21 protein-coding genes are annotated in these 23335 nt (G+C 60.5%); 15 read left to right on the top strand and 6 right to left on the bottom strand.

What is annotated here, in order from left to right; all coding sequences use genetic code 11:
* Window positions 1-9: 9 nt before the first annotated feature.
* From HU755_RS04855 to glmS, 8 genes are all read left to right on the top strand, one after another.
* Complete coding sequence (locus HU755_RS04855; protein ID WP_016772404.1) at window positions 10-546, top strand: F0F1 ATP synthase subunit delta; 537 nt, start codon at window positions 10-12, stop codon at window positions 544-546.
* Window positions 547-567: 21 nt separating this feature from the next.
* Window positions 568-2112 carry a F0F1 ATP synthase subunit alpha gene (gene atpA, locus HU755_RS04850; RefSeq protein ID WP_186630789.1) on the top strand — a complete coding sequence of 515 codons (1545 nt, stop codon included), beginning with the start codon at window positions 568-570 and terminating at the stop codon, window positions 2110-2112.
* Between the two features lie 50 nt (window positions 2113-2162).
* Window positions 2163-3023 (top strand): F0F1 ATP synthase subunit gamma, encoded by an 861-nt coding sequence (gene atpG, locus HU755_RS04845; RefSeq protein ID WP_007911960.1) that lies wholly within the window; start codon window positions 2163-2165, stop codon window positions 3021-3023.
* A gap of 27 nt (window positions 3024-3050) precedes the next feature.
* Entirely contained in the window at window positions 3051-4430 is a 1380-nt protein-coding gene (gene atpD, locus HU755_RS04840) for a F0F1 ATP synthase subunit beta (protein WP_007911961.1), read from the top strand.
* Window positions 4431-4475: 45 nt separating this feature from the next.
* Entirely contained in the window at window positions 4476-4901 is a 426-nt protein-coding gene (locus HU755_RS04835; protein ID WP_186630788.1) for a F0F1 ATP synthase subunit epsilon, read from the top strand.
* 117 nt (window positions 4902-5018) lie between these two features.
* A complete protein-coding gene (gene glmU, locus HU755_RS04830) occupies window positions 5019-6386 on the top strand; it encodes a bifunctional UDP-N-acetylglucosamine diphosphorylase/glucosamine-1-phosphate N-acetyltransferase GlmU (protein WP_186630787.1) in 1368 nt (455 codons plus the stop codon).
* A gap of 209 nt (window positions 6387-6595) precedes the next feature.
* On the top strand, window positions 6596-7372 hold the full coding sequence (locus HU755_RS04825) for a DeoR/GlpR family DNA-binding transcription regulator (RefSeq protein ID WP_186630786.1): 777 nt from the start codon (window positions 6596-6598) through the stop codon (window positions 7370-7372).
* A gap of 2 nt (window positions 7373-7374) precedes the next feature.
* Window positions 7375-9207: a glutamine--fructose-6-phosphate transaminase (isomerizing) gene (glmS, locus tag HU755_RS04820; protein WP_186630785.1), complete on the top strand. Its 1833-nt coding sequence runs from the start codon at window positions 7375-7377 to the stop codon at window positions 9205-9207.
* 197 nt (window positions 9208-9404) lie between these two features.
* On the opposite strand, the gene HU755_RS04815 is transcribed toward glmS, so the two are convergent.
* The 5 genes from HU755_RS04815 to HU755_RS04795 form a co-directional block, all read right to left on the bottom strand.
* Window positions 9405-9773 (bottom strand): antibiotic biosynthesis monooxygenase, encoded by a 369-nt coding sequence (locus HU755_RS04815; protein ID WP_186546214.1) that lies wholly within the window; start codon window positions 9771-9773, stop codon window positions 9405-9407.
* A gap of 76 nt (window positions 9774-9849) precedes the next feature.
* Window positions 9850-10560 carry a glutamine amidotransferase gene (locus HU755_RS04810; RefSeq protein ID WP_186630784.1) on the bottom strand — a complete coding sequence of 237 codons (711 nt, stop codon included), beginning with the start codon at window positions 10558-10560 and terminating at the stop codon, window positions 9850-9852.
* 37 nt (window positions 10561-10597) lie between these two features.
* The gene (locus HU755_RS04805; RefSeq protein WP_186618836.1) at window positions 10598-11659 is read right to left on the bottom strand and encodes a 2Fe-2S iron-sulfur cluster-binding protein; all 1062 of its coding nucleotides are present in this window, start codon (window positions 11657-11659) and stop codon (window positions 10598-10600) included.
* Window positions 11656-12618, bottom strand: coding sequence for a diiron oxygenase (locus HU755_RS04800; RefSeq protein WP_186630783.1), 963 nt, complete (start codon window positions 12616-12618; stop codon window positions 11656-11658). Before HU755_RS04800 ends, HU755_RS04805 begins: the two co-directional genes overlap by 4 nt.
* A 156-nt stretch (window positions 12619-12774) precedes the next feature.
* Complete coding sequence (locus HU755_RS04795) at window positions 12775-13989, bottom strand: MFS transporter (RefSeq protein WP_186630782.1); 1215 nt, start codon at window positions 13987-13989, stop codon at window positions 12775-12777.
* Between the two features lie 259 nt (window positions 13990-14248).
* On the opposite strand from HU755_RS04795, the gene HU755_RS04790 reads away from it, so the two are divergent.
* Complete coding sequence (locus tag HU755_RS04790) at window positions 14249-15547, top strand: serine hydroxymethyltransferase (RefSeq protein ID WP_186546209.1); 1299 nt, start codon at window positions 14249-14251, stop codon at window positions 15545-15547.
* Between the two features lie 30 nt (window positions 15548-15577).
* On the top strand, window positions 15578-15754 hold the full coding sequence (locus HU755_RS04785) for a hypothetical protein (RefSeq protein ID WP_186630781.1): 177 nt from the start codon (window positions 15578-15580) through the stop codon (window positions 15752-15754).
* Here the strand turns inward: HU755_RS04785 and HU755_RS04780 are convergent.
* Window positions 15751-17247 carry a PLP-dependent aminotransferase family protein gene (locus HU755_RS04780; protein ID WP_186630780.1) on the bottom strand — a complete coding sequence of 499 codons (1497 nt, stop codon included), beginning with the start codon at window positions 17245-17247 and terminating at the stop codon, window positions 15751-15753. The two genes, HU755_RS04785 and HU755_RS04780, sit on opposite strands and share 4 nt — an antisense overlap.
* A 134-nt stretch (window positions 17248-17381) precedes the next feature.
* On the opposite strand from HU755_RS04780, the gene serC reads away from it, so the two are divergent.
* From serC to glyA, 5 genes are all read left to right on the top strand, one after another.
* Window positions 17382-18464 (top strand): 3-phosphoserine/phosphohydroxythreonine transaminase, encoded by a 1083-nt coding sequence (serC, locus tag HU755_RS04775; protein WP_186630779.1) that lies wholly within the window; start codon window positions 17382-17384, stop codon window positions 18462-18464.
* 123 nt (window positions 18465-18587) lie between these two features.
* Window positions 18588-19841, top strand: coding sequence for a benzoate/H(+) symporter BenE family transporter (locus HU755_RS04770; RefSeq protein ID WP_186546205.1), 1254 nt, complete (start codon window positions 18588-18590; stop codon window positions 19839-19841).
* The gene (locus tag HU755_RS04765; protein WP_186630778.1) at window positions 19841-20686 is read left to right on the top strand and encodes a YggS family pyridoxal phosphate-dependent enzyme; all 846 of its coding nucleotides are present in this window, start codon (window positions 19841-19843) and stop codon (window positions 20684-20686) included. The genes HU755_RS04770 and HU755_RS04765 overlap by 1 nt, the downstream gene beginning before the upstream one ends.
* Before the next feature lie 23 nt (window positions 20687-20709).
* Complete coding sequence (locus HU755_RS04760; RefSeq protein WP_186618833.1) at window positions 20710-21891, top strand: aspartate aminotransferase family protein; 1182 nt, start codon at window positions 20710-20712, stop codon at window positions 21889-21891.
* A 25-nt stretch (window positions 21892-21916) separates the two neighbouring features.
* A complete protein-coding gene (glyA, locus tag HU755_RS04755) occupies window positions 21917-23182 on the top strand; it encodes a serine hydroxymethyltransferase (RefSeq protein ID WP_186630777.1) in 1266 nt (421 codons plus the stop codon).
* The last annotated feature ends 153 nt before the right edge of the window (window positions 23183-23335 follow it).

Genomic DNA, 23335 nt, shown 5'->3' with positions numbered 1-23335 from the left:
AGGGCGATCATGGCAGAACTGACCACGTTGGCCCGACCTTACGCTAAGGCGGCCTTCGAGCACGCTCAGGCCCACCAGCAACTGGCCAATTGGTCAGCCATGCTCGGCCTGGCAGCGGCGGTGTCGCAAGACGACACCCTGCAGCGCGTGCTCAAGGCCCCGCGACTGACGAGCGCAGAAAAGGCCGCCACGTTCATTGACGTGTGCGGCGACAAGTTTGATGAAAAGGCACGCAATTTCATCAACGTCGTTGCCGAAAACGACCGTCTCCTGCTTCTGCCGGAGATCGCCGCTCTGTTCGACCTGTACAAGGCCGAACAAGAGAAATCGGTAGACGTTGAAGTAACCAGTGCTTTCGCATTGAACCAAGAACAGCAAGACAAACTCGCCAAGGTTCTCAGTGCACGACTCAACCGGGAAGTGCGCCTGCAAGTTGCGGAGGATGCTGCCCTTATAGGTGGTGTCGTTATCCGCGCCGGCGACCTGGTTATCGATGGCTCGATTCGCGGCAAAATCGCGAAACTTGCCGAAGCATTGAAATCTTGAGTTTGAAGGGGCAGCAGAGCAATGCAGCAACTCAATCCTTCCGAAATAAGTGAAATTATCAAGGGCCGCATCGACAAGCTCGATGTGACCTCCCAAGCCCGTAACGAAGGCACTGTCGTCAGCGTATCTGACGGCATCGTGCGGATTCACGGTCTGGCCGACGTCATGTACGGCGAGATGATCGAGTTTCCGGGCGGCGTCTACGGTATGGCCCTCAACCTGGAGCAGGACTCCGTAGGTGCCGTGGTATTGGGCTCCTACCAGTCGCTGGCTGAAGGCATGAGCGCCAAGTGCACCGGCCGCATCCTTGAAGTTCCTGTTGGTAAGGAATTGCTGGGCCGCGTAGTCGATGCACTGGGTAACCCTGTTGACGGCAAAGGTCCACTGGGCAACACCCAGACCGACGCGGTCGAAAAAGTTGCTCCAGGCGTGATCTGGCGTAAGTCGGTAGACCAGCCTGTACAGACTGGCTACAAGGCTGTCGATGCCATGATCCCTGTCGGCCGTGGCCAGCGTGAGCTGATCATCGGTGACCGTCAGATCGGTAAGACCGCTCTGGCGATCGACGCGATCATCAACCAGAAAGACAGCGGCATTTTCTGCGTCTATGTGGCCATCGGTCAGAAACAATCGACCATCGCCAACGTGGTTCGCAAGCTGGAAGAAAACGGCGCCCTGGCCAACACGATCATCGTGGCTGCCAGTGCTTCGGAATCTCCTGCGCTGCAATTCCTGGCACCGTACTCCGGTTGCACCATGGGTGAATTCTTCCGCGACCGCGGTGAAGACGCGCTGATCGTTTATGACGATCTGTCCAAGCAAGCAGTGGCTTACCGCCAGATTTCCCTGCTGCTGCGCCGTCCACCAGGCCGTGAAGCTTACCCAGGCGACGTGTTCTATCTCCACTCCCGTCTGCTGGAGCGCGCATCCCGCGTTTCGGAAGAATACGTAGAGAAGTTCACCAACGGCGCAGTGACCGGCAAAACCGGTTCCCTGACCGCACTGCCGATCATCGAAACCCAGGCTGGCGACGTTTCCGCGTTCGTTCCGACCAACGTGATTTCCATCACCGACGGTCAGATCTTCCTGGAATCGGCCATGTTCAACTCGGGCATCCGCCCTGCAGTGAACGCCGGTGTTTCGGTATCCCGTGTGGGTGGTGCCGCTCAGACCAAGATCATCAAGAAGCTCTCCGGTGGTATCCGTACCGCTCTGGCTCAGTACCGTGAACTGGCGGCATTCGCCCAGTTCGCTTCTGACCTGGACGAAGCGACCCGTAAGCAACTTGAGCATGGTCAGCGCGTTACCGAGCTGATGAAGCAGAAGCAATACGCACCAATGTCGATCGCTGACATGGCGCTGTCGCTGTATGCCGCTGAGCGTGGGTTCCTGACTGACATTGAAATCGCCAAGATCGGCAGCTTCGAACAAGCGCTGATTGCTTTCTTCAACCGCGATCACGCCGATTTGATGGCCAAGATCAACGTTAAAGGTGACTTCAATGACGAAATCGACGCTGGCATGAAAGCCGGTATCGAGAAGTTCAAGGCCACCCAAACCTGGTAAGCCGCAGCGGGAGCCGCGAGGCTCCCGCTTGCTAACCTGATAGGTGTTACATGGCAGGCGCAAAAGAGATTCGCAGTAAGATTGCGAGCATCAAAAGCACGCAAAAGATTACCAGCGCCATGGAAAAAGTGGCGGTCAGCAAAATGCGCAAGGCACAAATGCGCATGGCTGCTAGCCGTCCTTATGCGGAGCGTATCCGCCAGGTAATTGGGCATCTGGCCAACGCCAACCCGGAATACCGCCACCCGTTCATGATCGACCGCGAAATCAAGCGCGTCGGTTATGTCGTCGTGAGCAGTGACCGTGGTTTGTGCGGCGGCTTGAACACCAACCTGTTCAAGGCCCTGGTCAAGGACATGGCGGTAAACCGCGAAAACGGCGTTGAGATTGATCTGTGTGTAGTCGGTAGCAAGGGTGCGGCCTTTTTCCGCAACTTCGGCGGTAACGTCGTTGCAGCTATCAGCCACCTGGGTGAAGAGCCGTCGATCAATGATCTGATCGGCAGCGTCAAGGTGATGCTGGATGCCTACCTGGACGGCCGTATTGACCGCCTGTCCGTGGTGTCCAACAAGTTCATCAACACCATGACGCAACAGCCTACCGTGGAGCAGTTGATTCCATTGGTGGCGACCCCGGATCAGGATCTCAAGCACCACTGGGACTATCTCTACGAACCGGACGCCAAAGAGCTGCTTGACGGCTTGATGGTCCGTTACGTCGAGTCGCAGGTCTACCAGGCGGTGGTCGAGAACAACGCGGCTGAACAGGCTGCGCGGATGATCGCGATGAAGAACGCTACCGACAACGCCGGTGATTTGATCAGCGATTTGCAGCTGATCTACAACAAGGCGCGTCAGGCTGCGATCACCCAAGAGATCTCGGAAATCGTCGGCGGCGCTGCCGCGGTTTAACGGTTCAAATATTCAGAGGATCCAGCTATGAGTAGCGGACGTATCGTTCAAATCATCGGCGCCGTTATCGACGTGGAATTTCCACGCGACAGCGTACCGAGCATCTACAACGCGCTGAAAGTAGTGAGCGCGGCTGAAACCACCCTGGAAGTTCAGCAGCAGCTGGGCGACGGCGTGGTTCGTACCATTGCGATGGGTTCCACCGAGGGCTTGAAGCGCGGTCTGGAAGTCACCGACTCTGGCGCAGCCATCTCCGTACCGGTCGGTAAAGCGACCCTGGGCCGGATCATGGACGTCCTCGGCAACCCGATCGACGAAGCTGGCCCGATCGACACCGAAGAGCGTTGGGGCATTCACCGTCCAGCACCTTCGTTCGCTGAACAAGCGGGCGGCAACGACCTGCTGGAAACCGGCATCAAGGTTATCGACCTGGTTTGCCCGTTCGCCAAGGGCGGTAAAGTCGGTCTGTTCGGTGGTGCCGGTGTAGGCAAAACCGTAAACATGATGGAACTGATCCGTAACATCGCCATCGAGCACAGCGGTTATTCCGTGTTCGCCGGTGTGGGTGAGCGTACTCGTGAGGGTAACGACTTCTACCACGAGATGAAGGACTCCAACGTTCTGGACAAAGTGGCACTGGTTTACGGTCAGATGAACGAGCCGCCGGGAAACCGTCTGCGCGTAGCCCTGACTGGCCTGACCATGGCCGAGAAGTTCCGTGACGAAGGTAACGACGTTCTGCTGTTCGTCGACAACATCTATCGTTACACCCTGGCCGGTACCGAAGTATCCGCACTGCTGGGCCGTATGCCTTCGGCAGTAGGTTACCAGCCGACCCTGGCTGAAGAGATGGGCGTTCTGCAGGAACGTATCACTTCCACCAAGGAAGGTTCGATCACTTCGATCCAGGCGGTATACGTACCGGCGGACGACTTGACCGACCCGTCGCCAGCGACCACCTTCGCCCACTTGGACGCCACCGTCGTTCTGTCCCGTGACATCGCTTCCCTGGGTATCTACCCGGCGGTAGATCCACTGGATTCGACTTCGCGCCAGCTGGACCCGAACGTGATCGGCCAGGACCACTACGACACCGCTCGCGGCGTCCAGTACGTTCTGCAGCGTTACAAAGAGCTGAAAGACATCATCGCGATCCTGGGTATGGACGAGCTGTCGGAAGCCGACAAACAGTTGGTAAACCGTGCTCGTAAGATCCAGCGCTTCTTGTCGCAGCCGTTCTTCGTGGCTGAAGTCTTCACCGGTGCCTCGGGTAAATACGTTTCCCTGAAAGACACCATTGCTGGCTTCAAAGGCATCCTCAACGGTGACTACGACCACCTGCCAGAACAAGCGTTCTACATGGTTGGCGGCATCGAAGAAGCGATCGAGAAAGCCAAGAAACTGTAATCCCGGCGCCCGGCAACGGGCGCTAATTTAGGTTGAGGCAATCAGATGGCTATGACAGTCCATTGCGATATCGTCAGTGCGGAAGGGGAAATCTTCTCCGGTCTGGTCGAGATGGTGGTTGCGCATGGTGAGCTGGGCGATCTTGGTATCGCCCTGGGTCACGCACCGCTGATCACTAACCTGAAACCAGGTCCGATCCGCCTGATCAAGCAAGGCGGGGAAGCCGAGGTGTTCTACATCTCCGGTGGTTTCCTCGAGGTTCAGCCGAACATGGTCAAGGTGCTTGCCGATACTGTGCAACGTGCCGCCGATCTGGATGAAGCTCAGGCTCAGGCAGCGCTCAAGGCTGCCGAGAATGCGCTGAACGAAAAGGGCGCGGACTTCGATTACGGCGCTGCATCCGCTCGTCTGGCCGAGGCCGCAGCTCAGCTGCGCACCGTCCAGCAGATCCGCAAGAAGTTTGGCGGTTAATCCGTCAGCCGCTTGTTGTGCGATTGATAAAAAAGGGTAGCCTCGGCTACCCTTTTTTCTTTTCCGAATTTCAAACCCCGGTCGCAGTTGCTGACCACCCAGGATTGGTAGCCAGTCATGTCTCTCGAAATCGTTATCCTCGCGGCCGGTCAAGGCACTCGTATGCGCTCGGCACTGCCGAAGGTATTGCACCCGATTGCCGGCAACTCCATGCTAGGTCATGTTATCCACAGCGCGCGGCAACTTGATCCGCAGCGCATTCATGTGGTCATTGGCCATGGTGCCGATGCGGTGCGCGAGCGTCTGGCCGCCGACGATCTGAACTTCGTTCTGCAGGACCAGCAACTGGGTACGGGCCACGCCACGGCTCAAGCAGTGCCATTCATCAGCGCCGACACGGTATTGATACTCTATGGTGACGTGCCTTTGATCGAAGTCGAGACCCTGCAGCGCCTGCTCAAGCATGTCGTGCCCGGGCAGATGGGTTTGCTCACTGTTGAGCTGGACGATCCGACCGGTTATGGCCGCATCGTGCGCGACGCTGATGGCAAAGTTGCGGCGATCGTAGAACACAAAGATGCCAGCGAAGCACAACGGGCAATTACCGAAGGCAACACCGGAATCCTCGCCGTGCCGGCCAATCGCCTGGCCGACTGGATGAGCCGCCTGTCGAACAACAATGCCCAGGGCGAGTATTACCTGACCGACGTGATCGAGATGGCGGTCAGCGACGGTCTGGTGGTGGCCACTGAACAGCCGCACGATCCGATGGAAGTGCAGGGTGCCAACGATCGCAAACAGCTGGCCGAGCTGGAGCGTCATCACCAGTTGCGTGCCGGTCGCCGTTTGATGGCGCAAGGCGTGACCCTGCGTGACCCGGCGCGCTTCGATGTGCGCGGTGAAGTCACTGTGGGCCGCGACGTACTGATCGATATCAACGTGGTCCTCGAAGGTCATGTGGTGATCGAAGACGACGTTGTCATCGGCCCGAATTGCGTAATCAAAGACAGCACTCTGCGTAAAGGCGTAGTGGTCAAGGCCAACAGCCACATCGAAGGCGCTGTGCTGGGCGAGGGCAGCGATGCCGGTCCGTTCGCGCGGCTGCGTCCTGGCACGGTGCTCGAAGCGCGCGCGCATGTGGGTAACTTTGTCGAGTTGAAAAACGCTCATATGGGTGAGGGCGCCAAGGCCGGGCACCTGACCTACCTGGGCGATGCCGAAATCGGCGCGCGCACCAACATCGGGGCGGGCACCATCACTTGCAACTACGACGGCGCCAACAAGTGGAAAACCGTATTGGGTGCCGACGTGTTCATCGGTTCGAACAATTCGCTGGTCGCGCCTGTGGATATCTCCAACGGTGCAACCACCGCGGCCGGTTCGACCATTACGCAGAATGTGGATAACGCGCAATTGGCCGTTGGCCGTGCACGGCAAAAGAACATCGACGGCTGGAAGCGGCCGGAGAAGATCAAGAAAGACTGAGTTATCCACAGCGGAAAACATGTGGGAGCGGGCTCGTTCACGAATGCAGAGTATCAGTGCTGAAATGTGCACCTGATACACCGCATTCGCGAGCAAGCCCGCTCCCACATTCGTTTCGCGTCTGTAAAAAATCAATCAGCGACTTGACGATTTTCCTCTAATAGGTTTTGATTGCTTTCGTTAACTTTCGAATCGAAACTTAAGCCGCCATGTCGAAACGCAATACGCCCCAGCGCCGCCACAACATTCTCGCCTTGCTCAACGAGCAGGGCGAGGTCAGTGTCGACGAGTTGGCCAGACGCTTCGAAACTTCGGAAGTTACGATTCGCAAGGATCTGGCTGCGCTCGAAACCCATGGTCTGTTGCTGCGTCGCTACGGCGGAGCGATCACCATGCCTCAGGAGTTGGTCGCGGAACCTGCCCAGAGCGTTTCCAGCTACAAGCAGGCGATCGCTCGCGCGGCGGTCAAACGCATCCGCGAACACGCGCGCATCATCATCGACAGCGGCAGCACCACCGCGGCGATGATTCCCGAACTCGGCCAGCAGCCGGGTCTGGTGGTGATGACCAATTCCCTGCACGTCGCCAACGCCCTGAGCGAACTTGAGCACGAGCCGGTGCTGTTGATGACCGGCGGCACCTGGGATCCGCATTCGGAGTCCTTCCAGGGCCAGGTCGCCGAGCAAGTACTACGCTCGTATGACTTCGATCAGTTGTTCATCGGTGCCGATGGCATCGACCTGGTGCGTGGCACCACCACCTTCAATGAGTTGCTGGGTCTGAGCCGCGTGATGGCCGAAGTCGCGCGCGAAGTCATTGTCATGGTCGAAGCCGACAAGATCGGTCGCAAGATTCCCAATCTGGAGTTGCCCTGGAGCAGCATCCATACCCTCATTACCGATGATCGCCTGCCCGATGCTGCACGCGATCAGCTCCAATCCCGCGGTATCACAGTGATTTGCGCGGCTGTCAGTCAGGAGAAATAAACATGTGTGGAATTGTTGGCGCAGTGGCTGAACGTAATATCACTGCCATCCTTCTCGAAGGCCTCAAGCGCCTCGAATACCGCGGCTATGACAGTGCCGGTGTAGCGGTTTTTACCAACGACGCAACCCTTGAGCGCATGCGCCGCCCGGGTAAAGTCAGCGAACTTGACGCCGCGCTGGCCGAGCATCCGCTGGTGGGTCGTCTTGGCATTGCCCACACCCGTTGGGCCACCCACGGCGCCCCGTGCGAGCGCAACGCTCACCCGCATTTCTCTGGCGATATCGCGGTGGTGCACAACGGCATCATTGAAAACCACGAAGCGCTGCGTGAACAGCTCAAGGCGCAGGGTTACGTGTTCACCTCGGACACCGACACCGAGGTGATCGCGCACTTGCTGACGCACAAGCTCAAGGACCAGCCTGACCTGACCGTTGCGCTCAAGGCTACGGTCAAGCAATTGCACGGTGCGTACGGTCTGGCGGTGATCAATGCCAGGCAGCCGGATCGTCTGGTCGCCGCGCGCAGTGGCAGCCCGCTGGTGATCGGCCTCGGCCTGGGTGAGAACTTCCTCGCGTCCGACCAACTCGCCCTGCGTCAGGTTACCGACCGCTTCATGTACCTGGAAGAAGGCGATATCGCCGAAATCCGTCGCGACAGCGTGCAAATCTGGGACGTCACCGGCAAAGCGGTCGAGCGTCAGACTGTGCAATACAGCGACGGTGCCGAAGCGGCCGACAAAGGCGAATTCCGCCACTACATGCTCAAGGAAATCCACGAACAACCGGCGGTGGTACAACGCACGCTCGAAGGTCGTCTGAGCGACCACCAAGTGCTGGTACAGGCCTTCGGACCGCAGGCACCCGAGCTGTTCGCCAAGGTCCGCAACGTGCAAATCGTCGCCTGCGGCACCAGTTACCATGCCGGCATGGTTGCCCGCTACTGGCTTGAAGAACTGGCCGGCATCCCCTGCCAGGTCGAAGTCGCCAGCGAGTTTCGCTACCGCAAAGTCGTGGTTCAGCCGGACACCTTGTTCGTGACCATCTCGCAGTCCGGCGAAACCGCCGACACCCTGGCGGCCCTGCGCAATGCCAAAGAGCTGGGTTTCCTCGCCAGCCTGGCCATCTGCAACGTCGGCATCAGCTCGCTGGTGCGTGAATCCGACCTGACCCTGCTGACCCAGGCCGGTCGCGAAATCGGTGTGGCTTCCACCAAAGCCTTCACCACGCAACTGGTCGGGCTGCTGCTGTTGACCCTGTCGCTGGGTCAGGTTCGCGGTACGTTAGGCCAAGGCGTCGAAGCCACACTGGTCGAAGAACTGCGCCGCCTGCCCACCCGTCTGGGCGAAGCGCTGGCGATGGACAGCACCGTGGAAAAAATCGCCGAGCTGTTTGCCGAGAAAAACCACACCTTGTTCCTCGGCCGAGGCGCGCAGTTCCCGGTGGCGATGGAAGGCGCCTTGAAGCTCAAGGAAATCTCCTATATCCACGCCGAAGCCTACCCGGCCGGCGAACTGAAGCACGGCCCGCTGGCGCTTGTGGATAACGACATGCCGGTGGTCACCGTCGCGCCCAACAACGAGCTGCTGGAAAAGCTCAAGTCCAACCTGCAGGAAGTCCGCGCCCGTGGCGGCGAACTGGTGGTGTTCGCCGACGAGAAAGCCGGGATGACCAACGGCGAAGGCACCCACGTCGTACAGATGCCGCACATCCACGACATCCTCTCGCCGATTCTCTACACGATTCCGCTGCAGTTGCTGTCGTACTACGTCGCGGTGCTCAAGGGCACGGATGTTGACCAGCCGCGTAACCTGGCGAAGTCGGTGACGGTGGAATAAGTTATCCACCGCCAAAAAGATTTTCGAGCAATGCCAAAGCCCCTGATTTCAGGGGCTTTTTCTATTTAAGGGCTTCTACCGAATGTACGAATGGGCGTTGCGGGATTATCGATGTCGAAGAGCGGGTTGCGGTGAGCCCTGCTCACCACAGTCGGCAATAAATTTCTCGCCCCTGTGCAGGTGACGAGAATACGCCGTTAAACCACCGCGGCAGCCGCGCCGGGTTCACCGTCGACCACTACGTTGTACGGTGCCTGTTCGCGATCACGCAGACCGTAATCACGAATCACCGATGTCACACGCACGCGATAGTCATCGAAGATTTTGTCGCGTCCGGCGCGCTGTGCCGACAGGTGGGCTGTCACGTTGCGCCATTGCACCACGGCCTCCTCATCGCGCCAGGTAGTGACCGACATCACCTTCTTGGGGTTGAGCGTGCTTTGAAAGCACTCGACGGAGATAAACCCGTCCATGGGTTCAAGCAGCGGGGTCAGCTTGTTGACCAGGTCAACATAGGTCTCGCCCTGGCCTGGCAGTGCCTGTAACTCAAACAAAACGACGATCATTTTTGATTCCTCATCCTTGATATTTTTCAGGTGGTTTTACACGGTGCAAATGCGCTGGGCGGGTGCCCGACCGCTATCAGTGTTTTATCGGGGTGCCCAGGTTGTTCAGCCAGGCCCGCATGACTTGGCTCGCGGCGCGGGTGAGGCGGTCGCCGAGGTGAATGGCCTCGCTGCGCAGCGCAACAGGGTCGATGCCGGTTTGTGCCAGTTCGCTGGCATGGCCAACCAGCCATTGCTCGATGTTGGCGGTATCGGCTTCGAGGTGAAATTGCAGGCCGAGAATCGTGTTGCCCACGGCGAACGCCTGATGAGCACCCACCGGGGTACTGGCCAGCAGCACAGCGCCTTCTGGCACATCGAACTGATCGCCGTGCCAGTGCAGCACGGGGGTGTCCATCAGTGCGGCGAGCGGCGAGTCTTGACCGGCCGCGGTCAGGGTCAGCGGTGAAAAACCGATCTCCTTGACCCCCATCGGGTAGACGTCGGCCTGCATGGCCCGGGCGATCAGTTGCGCACCGAGGCAGATGCCCAGCAGGGGATTTCCCGACGCAACGCGCTGGCGCACCAGTTTCAACTCGTCGTGCAAAAACGGATACGACTGCTCGTCATAGGCTCCAATCGGGCCGCCGAGCACGATCAACAAGTCGGCCTGCAGCACCGGCTCGCTGTAGATGGCGTCGACCGTGGGGTCCAGGTAAATCAGCGTATAGCCTGCTTCGGCGAGAACGGCATCCAGGGTGCCAACGTCTTCGAAGTGAATGTGGCGCAATGCAATGGCAGTTTTCATGGAAAAAACCAGTTGTTGAAGTAAGGGCGGTAAGTGTTCATACCGTGGTGGAGAGGTCGACTTTGATCGTCCCGGATTGCGGGAAGGTGCAGCAGGCGAGGGCGTAGCCGTCGTCCTTGTCCTTGTCGGTCAGGCAAAAGTCGGGTTCAAGGGTGTAGTGACCCTCCGATACCTTCAGCCGGCAGTGACCGCAGATGCCGGCGCGGCAAAGGCTGCGCACCGCGATGCCGCTGGTTTCAAGCATCTCCAGCAAACTCTTGCCGGCGGGCGGCTCCAGCACCTGATCGTTGTGGTTCAAGTGCAGGCGCAGCGTCGCGTCGGCTTGAGCCTGCGGCTGAGCGGCGCAGGCCGGCGCGGCCGGTGGTGTGAATGACTCGATGAGCAAGCGGCTCGCGGGGAACATGGCCAGGGTGTGTTCGCGCATGCCCTGGGCGAAGCCATGGCTGCCGCAGATCACCACGCGGTCGGGATTACCCAGCCGGCTCAGGTCCTGGATCTGGGGACGACCGGCGCTGAAGTGTCCGTTGTTGTTGACCGCTTCGCGGGTTACGAACACCTGCAAGGAGAACCACGATGTGGTCAGCTCAAGCTCCAGCAACTCCTGTAGAAACGCAATCTCGGCGATGGACGGCACACACAGCAGCAGGCTCACATCGGGCACCGCCAATCCGCGTCGCGCACGCTCGGCCAGGCCACGCAACAATGCAATCGGCAAGGTGATGCCGATGCCGCCGGCGAGCATGCCGACCTGGCGGCAACCCAGAACCGACTCCAGCGAAATATCACCTGCGACAAACTGCATCGCGATGCTTGAGCCGGCTTGCAGCGTAGTGTGCAACTGGTCCGAAACTCCGCCATGGCCTTCACGCTTGATCGCAATGTCGAACCGGTCGACGCCATGCTTGCGCGTGATCGAATACAACCGTTGGTGATAGGTGCCCGCCATGTCAGCGGCGTGCAGGGCCACGTGTCTGCCAGCCTCCAGGCTGTCGAGAAATTCGACGGGGGCGTCCACCGCGCGCAGGGTGAAGACTTTTACGTTGGCCGTTTCAGTGCTTACGTGTTCGCACAGGGCCGTGAGGAATGCCATGCCGTTCATGCGCGGGCCTTCTCGCCTAAGGTTTCAATGGCATGCTCGGCACTGCTGAGGCCGTTGCCGGTCAAGCCGATCCGGTCTATCAGGGCTTCGAGCGAGTCGGTGTAGACGCTGATTTCGTTGTTGTCGCCCACGTCACGCACGATCTCGCCGGCGTGGGGGAAATCCAGCATCGAAAACACGCTGGACCATGCGCCCATTTCGTTATTGGCGAACATCTGCACCGTGCGCAGGATGATCGCGCGCAGGTACTCGCGTTCCTTGCGGCTCAGGCCATTGACGATGTCGGAAGCGACGAAGCTGAAGACGCTGGAATGGCTCCACTCGTCCATGGCATGGGTGCGCGTGACCTCATGGCACACCGCCTGAATGCTGGCGTCCTCGGCCATGGTCTTGAGGTAGTCGGTGATGAGCGTTTCGCTGGCACACGCGACGCCGAAGCGGGTCAGGCGTCGCTCCCATTCGGCAGTGCAGTTGGCCAAGAGGGCCTCGCGCCAGGTCACCAGGTTGAACGCGCTGAAGTCCAGAGGGGGGAGTTTGCGCATGTCATAGATATAGTTGCAGGCCATGATGGACATGCGCGTGTGCAGGGCTTCGTCGAGCAGTGCCTGAGACATCACGTCTTGCAGCAGGGCGCGGTTGTTGCTCGGCGGCGGGGTCTTGATAATGTCCTCGCAGGCCGGCACGACCACATTGCATTCGATGTAGATGGTCTTTAGGTTGTAGATGCCCCACGCATAGGACAGACATTTGGATTGCAGGTCCTGAGGGGCTTCGAGCCAGGCCTGGTGATGACGAAACGGTAACAGCGACAAACTGAAGTCGTGCTTGTCGGCATCGAAGGCGAGGCCCCAGTAGTTCGGTTGCGGGTTGTTGACGGCCGCGCGGGTATTCCAGAGCATGGAGAGTTTGGCCAGCATGTTTTTTACTACGTCATCGGTACCACAATTCAAACGTTCCATGTTTTAACTCCAAGGGAATCGGCTATTGGTGTTGGGGTTTACCGTGCAGTCCTTGCAAAAATAACGAGTGCGCACAAGCGAGGGGTGCAGCGCAATAAATGCGGGACGGCGCCCTTCAAGTCTGCGGCAAAAACACGTGGCGGCTATTGATTCAGGTCACTTGAAAGCCACTTGGAGTGCTGCCATTTTTCGGACCCTTGCCATGGACCGCTCCTGTATCAGGGTCAGTACAACGGTCAGGCTCATGAAGGCGGCGCTGGCCCAGAAAATGGCGTTGGGCTGACCTTGGTCGAGCAGCCAGCCGAACCCGACTGGCCCGATGGCGCCACCGATGTTGAAGCCGGTAGAGACGATGCCGAAGGTTTTGCCTTCAGCACCCTTCGGGGCAGCCGCCCGTACCAGCATGTCGCGGGACGGGGCGATCACTCCAGTCAGAAAGCCCGCAGCCCCCAGCACGATCAGCAGTGCGGGCTCGCTCAAGCGTGCCGTGGCGACCAGCAGCATCAGCACGGTGGCCAAGGCGAACGCGCTGGCCGCGACTACGCCATGGCGGCGAGTCCGGTCGGCCAAGGCTCCCCCCGCCAGCACGCCGAAAGCGCTGGCAAAGAGGAAGGCGGTCAACGCCGAGTTGGCCCAAGTCAAGGCCACGCCCTGACCTTGCATCAGGGCCGCGACCGAGAACTTCTCAATCGCGCCGGTGCTCAGGTTCAGCAGCACGAACAACAGGGTCAGGCTGAGCACCATAGGCGAGAACAGCGACAGGCGACTGGCGCCGATGGGTGTCGGCTCTGCGGCGGGATACACGTGAGTGACTCGGGCCAGTGCGGAGCCAGGGAGCAACAATAGCGCCAGCACGAAAAAGCCCACCAGGGCCGCCGCCGCGAAGGCCATGGGCAGGTTGCTCGCCATCGCGATACTCAGCAAAAACACCGGGGCCACGGCCGCGCCAAGGAACCCGGCAAAGGTATGCACGGAGAACGCCTTACCGATGTGGGCGGGGTCAATGTGGCGCGACAGCAGGGCGTAGTCGGCCGGGTGATAAATGGCATTGGCGACACCGGCCAGCACCATGCCGATCAACAAACAGGTGTAGCCGGGCATGAGTGCAATCAGCAGGAAAGTGCTGCTGCCCAGTGCCAGCGCGACCGAGAGCAAACGCCTGGCACCGTAGCGGTCCACGGCAAACCCCATGGGTGCCTGCACCAGCGCCGTAACGATATTGAACAGACTCAACGCCAGGCCCAGCTCCACATATTCCACGTTGAAAAAAGCCGGAAGCAGGGGGAATAGCGCCGCCAGCACCATGATGTGCAAATGACTGACAAAGTGTGCGGCGGCGACCTGAGGCAGCAACCCAATACGAATCGTCATGGCGAAACCCGTGTAGTGAGCATGGCAAATCCGGCGCAGAGCTTAATAAGGCGCCGGTCTTGCGCGATAGTCCATTACCGATGCGGCCACCAGACCACTTTTAATGGCGGCGATTTCACCACGCCTGCCCCCGCTTAGACGCGTGGCAAGGACTTTGGGTGCGGTGGTCTGCAACAACCGAGCGAACTGGTATGGTTGGCCGGCCCTTGGGCGGCTAGGGTAGTGCGGCGTGTTATCGGGCGTTTACAAAGGAGTGACCATGCCGCATTTCGCTTATCAGGAGGGCCACGCGCTGCCTGGGGTCAGTGGCGTTGCGCTGCCCCAGGTGGACGGGCAGGTGTGGCGCGCCATTGACGCCGAGCGCCAGCGCCAAGTGCAGTCAATCGAGCTGATCGCCGCTGAGAATGTGGTCAGTCGTGCGGTGCTCGAGGCCCAAGGGTCGGTACTGACCAACAAATATGCCGAGGGCTACGCAGGGCGTCGCTATTACGCCAGTTGCTGCAATGTCGATGCAATTGAAGAGCTCGCCATCGAACGGGCCAGGCAGCTGTTCAGCTGTGCCTATGCCAACCTGCAGCCTCATTCGGGCAGCCAGGCCAACCAGGCGGTGTTTCTGGCTCTGCTGGCGCCGGGGGACAAGATCCTCGGCCTTGACCTCAAGTCCGGTGGGCACCTGTCCCATGGTGCTGCGTTCAACTTGTCCGGGCGCTGGTTTCAGGCCCTCAGCTATGGCGTGCACCCGGTGACCCACAGGGTCGACATGGATCAGGTCGAGCAGATCGCCCGACAAGAACGTCCACGCCTGATCATCGCAGGGGCCTCGGCGTATTCACGAGCGCTGGATTTCGCCCGGTTTCGTGCGATTGCCGACGAGGTGGGTGCGTACCTGATGGCCGACATTGCCCACGTTGCAGGGCTGGTCGCGGGTGGTGCGTATCCGTCTCCTGTGCCGTTCGCCCATGTCACTACCCTCAGTACCCATGCCACATTGCGCGGCCCGCGTGGCGGGATGATCCTGTGTAATGAGCAGGCCATTGCGCAGAAGATCAATGCAGCGGTGTACCCCGGCCTGCAGGGCGCAGCACTGATGCATATCGTTGCAGCCAAGGCCGTGGCGCTGGGTGAGGCATTGCAACCGGCGTTCGGCGCTTACGCCCATGCCGTGGTCGCCAACGCCCAGGCCTTGTGCGGCCGATTGGCTGAAGGTGGGTTGTTGGTCGTGTCGGGAGGGACCGACTGTCACTTGGGGGTGATTGACCTGCGGCCGTGGGGCCTGGCAGGGAATGTCGCCGAACGAGCGCTGGAGGCAATCGGTATTACCGTGAACAAAAATGTGGTGCCCGGCGATGAGGTCAAGCCCACCGTGACGTCCGGGATTCGTCTCGGCAGTGCGGCGTGCACTTCGCGTGGCATGGGGGTCGATGAATTCAGAGAGATAGGCGACATGATTCTGGCCATGCTCGGTGGCGTACGCAGCGGTGCCCTTGACGGCCGCACTGAACGCTCGATTCGTGAAGGTATCAGCGACCTGACCAAGCGTTTCAGGCTGCCGTATTAACTGTCTGCGCTTTTTTGCAAAGGAATTCCGATGCCCGACATCATCCCCACCGGCCGCCTGGCGGCTACCCGCACGTCACGTTTCAGGTTGTTCACCACCGCCAAGCCGCAACCCGTCAGCACGGCTGAACACTCCATGCTGCCCCGGCGTGCGCGGATGGCCGTCCAGGCCCAGCAGTTGCTGATGAACTATGCGCTGGGCCATTAGATTTTCAGGGCGTTGGCCAGACGCAACATGGCGGCTTCTATTTCATACGCGGTCAGTGAGGAGTAACCCAGCAGCCAGCCCTGTTGCTTCGGTTCGCCCGCGTACAAGCCGCTGAGGCCGGACAGTTGCACGCCGGCAGTGGCGGCCTGGCGGATGGTTTTTTCCTCGGACCATCCGGCTTTCAACAAGCAGGGGATTTGCAACCCGCCCGGCGGCAGTTCGGCGCTGACCACCGTGCTCAAGTACTTGCCGATGGCGTCGTGCATGATCGATCGGCGTCCGGCATACAGCTTGCGCATGGCCCGGACATGCGCGTTGTAATGGCCGTCCTCCATAAAGCGCGCCAGCGTCAGTTGCAGCGTTTGCGGAGTGTGGCCGTCCATCATGCTGCGCGCATAGGCAAAGGGCTTGACCAGTTCGCAGGGCAGCACCATGTACCCCATGCGCAGTCCGGGGTAGAGGGTTTTGCTGAACGTGCCGATGTAGAGCGTGCGCTGATACTTGTCCAGGCCTTGCACGCACGCCGTGGGTTGCCCGTCGTAATGGAACTCGCTGTCGTAGTCGTCCTCGATGATCCACTTGCCTTTTTGCGCCGCCCAATTGATCAACTCAAGACGCCGCTCCAGCGGCAATGTCGCGCCGGTGGGGTATTGGTGAGAGGGCGTGACATACACGCAATTGGCGCCGCTGCGGTCGGCGTACAACAGGTCGGTACGGATGCCCTGTTCATCGACATCAATGGGCATCACCTTGGTTTCGGCGATCTGGAAGGCCTTGCGGGCGCCATAGTAGCCGGGGTTTTCCATCAGGATCGGCTTGCCGGCGTCTACCAGCAATTGCGCGCACAGATACAACGCCTGACGCGTACTGCTCAAGACCAGTATCTGGTCGGGGGAGCATTTGGCGCCGCGTTCGAGGTTCAGGTAGGTGGCGATCGCTTTGCGCAGGGGCTCAGCCCCTTGTGGATCGCCATGCAGCAGCACGCTTGCGCGATAGTCCTTCATGACCTGGCGCTGCAAACGCTCCCAGACATCCGTCGGGAAACTGCGGGTTTCCGGCAGGCCGGTGGCGAATGCCTTGATGACTTGCTGATCGCGCACGCCGCCGGTGTCGAAAATCATGCGTCCGCGTTGGCTGAGCGCTGCGCCCGGTGCGGCGACGCTGCTCCTGATTTCCTGAGCCCTGAGGCGTCGGCGGCCAGCACCGCGCAATTCGACGCCCACCGTGTCGCAGACGTAACTGCCGGCACCTTCTCGGCGCACGATAAACCCGTCCCGATGCAACTGCACATAGGCGTTCTCAACGGTATCGCGGGCGCACCCCAGTGACTTGGACAGCACCCGCGTGGCGGGCAGTTTCAAGCCGGGGCCGAGGGCGCCGTCGAGAATCAGCGCACGCAATGCACGCTGGATCCGCTGATGCAGATCCAGCAGCTGAAATTCAGCGTCGTTGAGGCGCATCTTCAGGGTTTCCAGCTCGAAGGTCTTGGCCATGTGGTCTGCTCTCTTTCCATGAACTGGCAGGTAAAGGCAGGCCAGTTTATCCGTAGACTCTGGCCCTCGCTACTGCACCTTTACCTCGATTGATGACGCGAGGGCGAGCGTTCTCGAACAGGAGTTACTCAACCATGGCTCGGTCACACAACTTCAGTGCAGGCCCCACCGCGGTGCCGTTGGACGTCCTCACTCAGGCGCACGAGGAGTTTTTCGATTTTGCCGGCACCGGCATGTCGGTGATGGAAATCAGCCATCGTTCGCAGGTGTTCATGGCGGTGGCCCGTGATGCCGAACGGGACCTGCGCGATATTCTCGGGGTGCCGCCCGCCTACAAAGTGCTGTTCCTGCAAGGCGGCGCCTCGTTGCAGTTCGCACAAGTGCCGATGAACCTGATCGGCGATAAAGGCACGGCGGATTACCTGCACACCGGCCTCTGGTCGGGCAAGGCGATCGAGGCCGCCCGGCGCTACTGCGATGTGCGCGTGGTTGCCAGCGCCCACGCGTCCGGTTTCGACCATGTCCCCCACGCCTCGGACTGGCGCCTTAACGCCGACGCCGCCTACCTGCACTACACCGAGAATGAGACGGTGCACGGCGTGCAGTTCATCGACACGCCCTCGAGCGACGCGCCGCTGGTATGCGATGCCTGTTCAAGCCTGCTGTCCAAGCCGATCGACATCGCCAGGCATGGGCTGGTGTATGCCGCCGCGCAGAAAAACATGGGCGTGGCCGGGTTGACGGTGGTCATCGTGGACCCGGCGTTGCTGGAGCGTTCCCATGCCTTTACCCCGGACATCCTCAACTACGCGCGCATCAGCGACGCGCAGTCGATGCTCAATACCCCTGCGACCTTCCCCTGGTACCTCACAGGCCTGACGCTCAAGTGGATCAAGCGCAGTGGCGGTCTGCAGGCCCTGCATCAGCGCAACCAGGCCAAGGCGCGAATGCTTTACCGCGCCATCGATGAAAGTGACGGGTTTTATCGCAACTCGGTGCAGGCACCCTATCGCTCCATCAATAACGTGCCCTTCCGCTTGGCCGAAGTGGCGCTGGAGAAGACCTTTTTGCGGCAAGCGGCGCAGGCCGGCCTCAACGGCCTCAAAGGCCACGTCAGCGTCGGCGGCCTGCGCGCCAGCCTCTACAACGCCGTTTCAGTGACGGCGGTCGAAGCGCTGTGCGATTTCATGAGCGCCTTTGCACGTGAGCACGGCTGAGCCGACCACAAAAAGTGGTCTGGTCTGCTGCGTTAAAGCGTAGGGGTAAAACCCTCCATTCAACCGCTATAAATGACCGCCTACCAGCGGCCGGATGCATCGTCCAGCAAGGAGCCAAGACCTATGTCATCTACTCAATCCCTCTCGTCCCTGCGTCTGCGGGACCTGCTGCACCCGGTGGTTGCCGGGTTGATTTCGGTGATCGTCAATTACGGCGGCACCTTCATCCTGGTGTTTCAGGCCGCCAAGGTCGCAGGGCTCAGCCCCGAGCTGACGGCTTCGTGGGTCTGGTCTGTGTCGATCGGGGTAGGGGTGACCGGGCTGTTCCTCAGTTGGATGAGCCGCGAGCCGATCATCACCGCATGGTCGACCCCGGCGGCGGCATTTTTGATCGTCGCCCTGGCGACCACACCCTACGCCGAAGCCATTGGGGCGTACATGATTTCGGCTGCAGCGTTCGTGCTGCTGGGCGTATCCGGTTACTTTGAAAAAGCCGTCCGCCTGATCCCGCCGGGTGTAGCAGCGGGCTTGTTGGGCGGCATCTTGTTGCAGTTCGGCATCGGTGCGTTTGCCAGCATGAGCGTCGACCCGTTATTGGTCGGGGTGTTGATCGGCGCCTACATTCTGTTCAAGCGTTTAAGTGCGCGCTACGCGGTCGTCGGCATTCTGCTGCTGGGGCTTGGCTTTCTGCTGATGCAGGCACGCGTGGATTTCACGGGGCTGGCGCTGGAGTTTGCGACACCGGTGTTCACCCGCCCGGAGTTCTCGATCAATGCGTTGTTGAGCGTGGCGTTGCCGCTGTTTCTGATCACCCTTACCGGGCAGTACATGCCGGGCATGCTGGTGCTGCGCAGTGACGGCTTCAACACCAGTGCCAACCCGATCCTCAGCGTGACCGGGCTGGGTTCTCTGCTGATGGCGCCGTTCGGTTCTCATGCCTTCAACATCGCGGCCATTACCGCCGCTATCTGCACGGGCAAGGAAGCGTCGGAAGACCCGTCCCAACGCTGGATCGCAGGCGTGGCCGCGGGCATCTTCTACATTCTGGTGGGGATCTTCGGCGTAACCCTGGCGGCGGTGTTCATGGCCTTCCCGGCGACCTTCATCACCACCCTGGCCGGGCTGGCTCTGCTGGGCACACTCGGCGCGAGCCTGGCCAATGCCATGGCGGACGTGAAATCGAGGGAAGCGTCGCTGATCACGTTCCTGGCCTGCGCGGCCAATATCACCTTGCTGGGCATCGGTGGCGCGTTCTGGGGTCTGGTCATCGGCCTGGCCGCCTATGTCGTACTCAATGGGCAGTTGCCGCGTCGTGAAAAGACTGCAGGCCCACAGGCCGAACCGGTTGCAGTGTCCACCAAGGGAGCAGCCAACTGATGCCTGATCAAACCGAAGACCTCAACATCCTGCATGCGCGCCATGGTCGTTACCCACAGGCCGACAGTGTCGAAGACTTTCGCCGCAACCTGGCCGCCGTGCAGCAACGCATTGTCCAAGCGTGCCATCGGGTAGGGCGGGATCCGGCCGGTGTGCGCTTGCTGCCGGTCAGTAAAACCTTTGATGAAGCTCATCTGCGTCTGGCCTATGCCGCCGGTTGCCGCCTGTTGGGCGAGAACAAGGTGCAGGAAGCACAGCGCAAGTGGGAAGCCATGACCGACCTGCAAGACTTGCAATGGTCGGTGATCGGCCACTTGCAGACCAACAAGGCCAGGCAGGTCGCGCGCTTCGCCAGTGAATTCCAGGCCCTGGACAGCCTGCGGGTGGCCGAGGCGCTGGACCGTCGCCTGCGCATTCTGGATCGGCAGATGGACGTGTTCGTTCAGGTCAATACCTCCGGCGAAGCCAGCAAGTACGGGCTGGCGCCCGATGACGTGGCGGCTTTCCTTGAGGCAATGCCAGCGTTCCCGACGCTGCGGGTTCGCGGGTTGATGACGCTGGCGCTGTTCTCGGCCGACGCGCTGCGGGTACGCCCTTGCTTCGTCCGGCTGCGTGAATTGCGCGACCGGTTGCGTCATTGCGCCCCTGACGGGGTGTCGCTGCAAGAGTTGTCGATGGGCATGTCGGGTGATTTTGAAGTCGCCATTGAAGAGGGCTCGACCGTGGTGCGCGTCGGGCAGGCGATCTTCGGTGCCCGAGCCATGCCGGATGCGTATTACTGGCCGACCGCTGATGCCCGCCCTCCCATTGAAGACACGTTGTTATCGATCACACCCAGCCGTTGATCCCCCTCTACAGGAGGCCCGCAATGTCCGCTGCACCCGCTTACCTCATGCACACCTCAGCCCGACAACCGGTTTCGTTCAGCCGAGGCCAGGGCGCCTCGTTGTGGGACACCGAGGGTGTTGAATACCTGGATGCCATCGCCGGCGTGGCGGTGACGAGCCTGGGGCATGCCAACCCCGAAATTGCCGCGGCCATCGCCGAACAGGCCTCGGTGTTACTGCACACGACCAACATGTTTCGCATCCCATGGCAGGAGCAATTGGGCGAACGACTGTGCCTGTTATCGGGCATGCAACGGGCGTTTTTCTGCAACTCCGGAGCGGAGGCCAACGAGGCGGCGCTCAAACTGGCCCGCCTGCATGCCAACGCGCGGCAGGTGGCCCAGCCGCAAGTATTGGTGATGGAAAACAGTTTTCACGGGCGAACCCTGGCCACTCTCGCCGCCACCGGCAACCCCGCCGTGCATCGCGGCTTCGAGCCCCTGATGCCGGGCTTTGTGCGGGTGCCTTTCGACAACATCGAGGCGATTCGCCAGATCGCGGCGCAGTCTCCCGATATCGTCGCGGTGCTCGTCGAGCCGGTGCAGGGTGAGGGGGGCGTGCACGCCGCCTCTGCCGGCTACCTGCAGGCCCTGCGCCAAGTGTGCGATGAACACGACTGGCTGATGATGATCGATGAAGTGCAGACCGGGCTGGGCCGCACCGGTACCTGGTTTGGCTTTGAGCATGCGGACATCAAGCCGGACGTCATTACCCTGGCCAAAGCGCTGGGCAACGGTTTCCCCATCGGCGCATGCCTGGCGCGGGGCAAGGCCGCCCAGCTGTTTTCCCCCGGCCACCATGCGTCCACGTTCGGCGGTAACCCGCTGGCGTGCCGCGTGGGCTGCACAGTGCTGGACATCATGCAGCGCGATCACATCCCGCAACGCGCCGCAGCCTCGGGCCGCCGCTTGTTGGCGGCCTTGAAGCTCGCGCTGGGCAACCATCCTCAGGTGGTGTCCGTTCGCGGCATCGGCCTGATGATCGGCATTGAACTCAATGGCCCGTGCGCCGAACTGGTCGGCCGGGCCCGTGAAGAACAACGTCTGCTGATCACCGTCACACGCGGCAACACCGTGCGCCTGTTGCCGCCGCTGATCTGCGATGACGCACAGATCGACGACATCGCCGCGCGCATCACCCGCCTGCTGTCACCCGCCGCTTGAATTCTTGACCAAGGACACTTTGCCCATGTACGACTCGACGCTGACCCTCCACGCTTTCGATCCTGAGCTGTATGAATCGATTCACAACGAAGAGCATCGCCAGGAAGACCATATCGAGCTGATCGCCTCGGAAAACTATGCCAGCCCGCTGGTCATGAAAACCCAGAGCACGGTGCTCACCAACAAGTACGCCGAAGGCTACCCCGGCAAGCGCTATTACAGCGGTTGCGAGTACGTCGATGTAGCCGAGCGGCTGGCCATCAAGCGGGTCAAGGCCCTGTTCGACTGCGACTACGCCAACGTACAACCCCATGCGGGCGCCCAGGCCAACGCGGCGGTCTTCCTGGCGCTGATCAACCCCGGTGATACGGTGATGGGTATGAACCTGGCCCAGGGCGGTCACTTGACCCACGGCAACCCGGCCAATTTTTCGGGGCGTCACTACACCATCGTGCCTTACGGACTGGACCCGAAAACCGGCTTTCTCGACTATGACGAGATGGAGCGAATCGCACTGCAGACACGCCCAAAAATGCTGATCGGTGGTTTTTCTGCGTATTCGCGGTACAAGGACTGGGCACGCATGCGCAGCATTGCCGACAAGGTCGGGGCTATTTTCTGGGTCGATATGGCCCACGTCGCCGGGCTGGTCGCCGCGGGCGAATACCCAGACCCGCTGCCCCATGCGCATGTGGTCACCAGCACCACACACAAAACCCTGCGTGGGCCACGCGGCGGTTTGATTTTGTCCAAGGGACAGGATGAAGCTTTCTACAAAAAGCTTGATTCCGCTGTGTTTCCCGGCGTTCAGGGCGGGCCGCTGATGCACCAGATCGCAGCCAAGGCCGTGGCGTTCAAGGAAGCGCTTGCGCCTGAGTTCAGCATCTATCAGACCCAAGTGGTCATCAACGCCCGGGCCATGGCCGGGGTGTTGCAGAAGCGCGGGTACAAGATCGTCTCGGGCGGCACCGACAACCACATGATGCTGATCGACCTGTCCGACAAGCCCTACACCGGCAAGGAGGCAGACGCGGCCCTGAGCAATGCCTATATCACCGCCAACAAAAACTCGGTACCGAATGACCCGCGCTCACCGTTTGTGACATCCGGCCTTCGTATCGGTACCCCGGCGGTGACCACCCGCGGGTTTGGCGTGGAAGCCTGCGAGCAAGTGGCCGGCTGGTTATGCGACATACTGGACGCCCTGGAAAACGGAAGCAGTGACAAGGTCGGGCACCACGTGCGCGAACAGGTTGTCGCGCTGTGCCGTCGTTTTCCGGTCTATCGCTGAGTCTGGCCCGGCCATTGCCTGATCGGGTGGTGGCCTGGTATTAACTGTTTTATCAGGCGATCCCTTTGGCCACGCCCACGCACCATTGACCTGGCAATTGCCCACAATCCTCTAAAGCCGCATCCAGATGCCAGGACAACAGGCGCTTGCGAC

This window comes from Pseudomonas sp. SWRI111, assembly GCF_014268555.1.
Taxonomy (GTDB): Bacteria; Pseudomonadota; Gammaproteobacteria; order Pseudomonadales; family Pseudomonadaceae; genus Aquipseudomonas; species Aquipseudomonas hamedanensis.
This window is presented reverse-complemented; position numbering and strand designations above follow the sequence as displayed.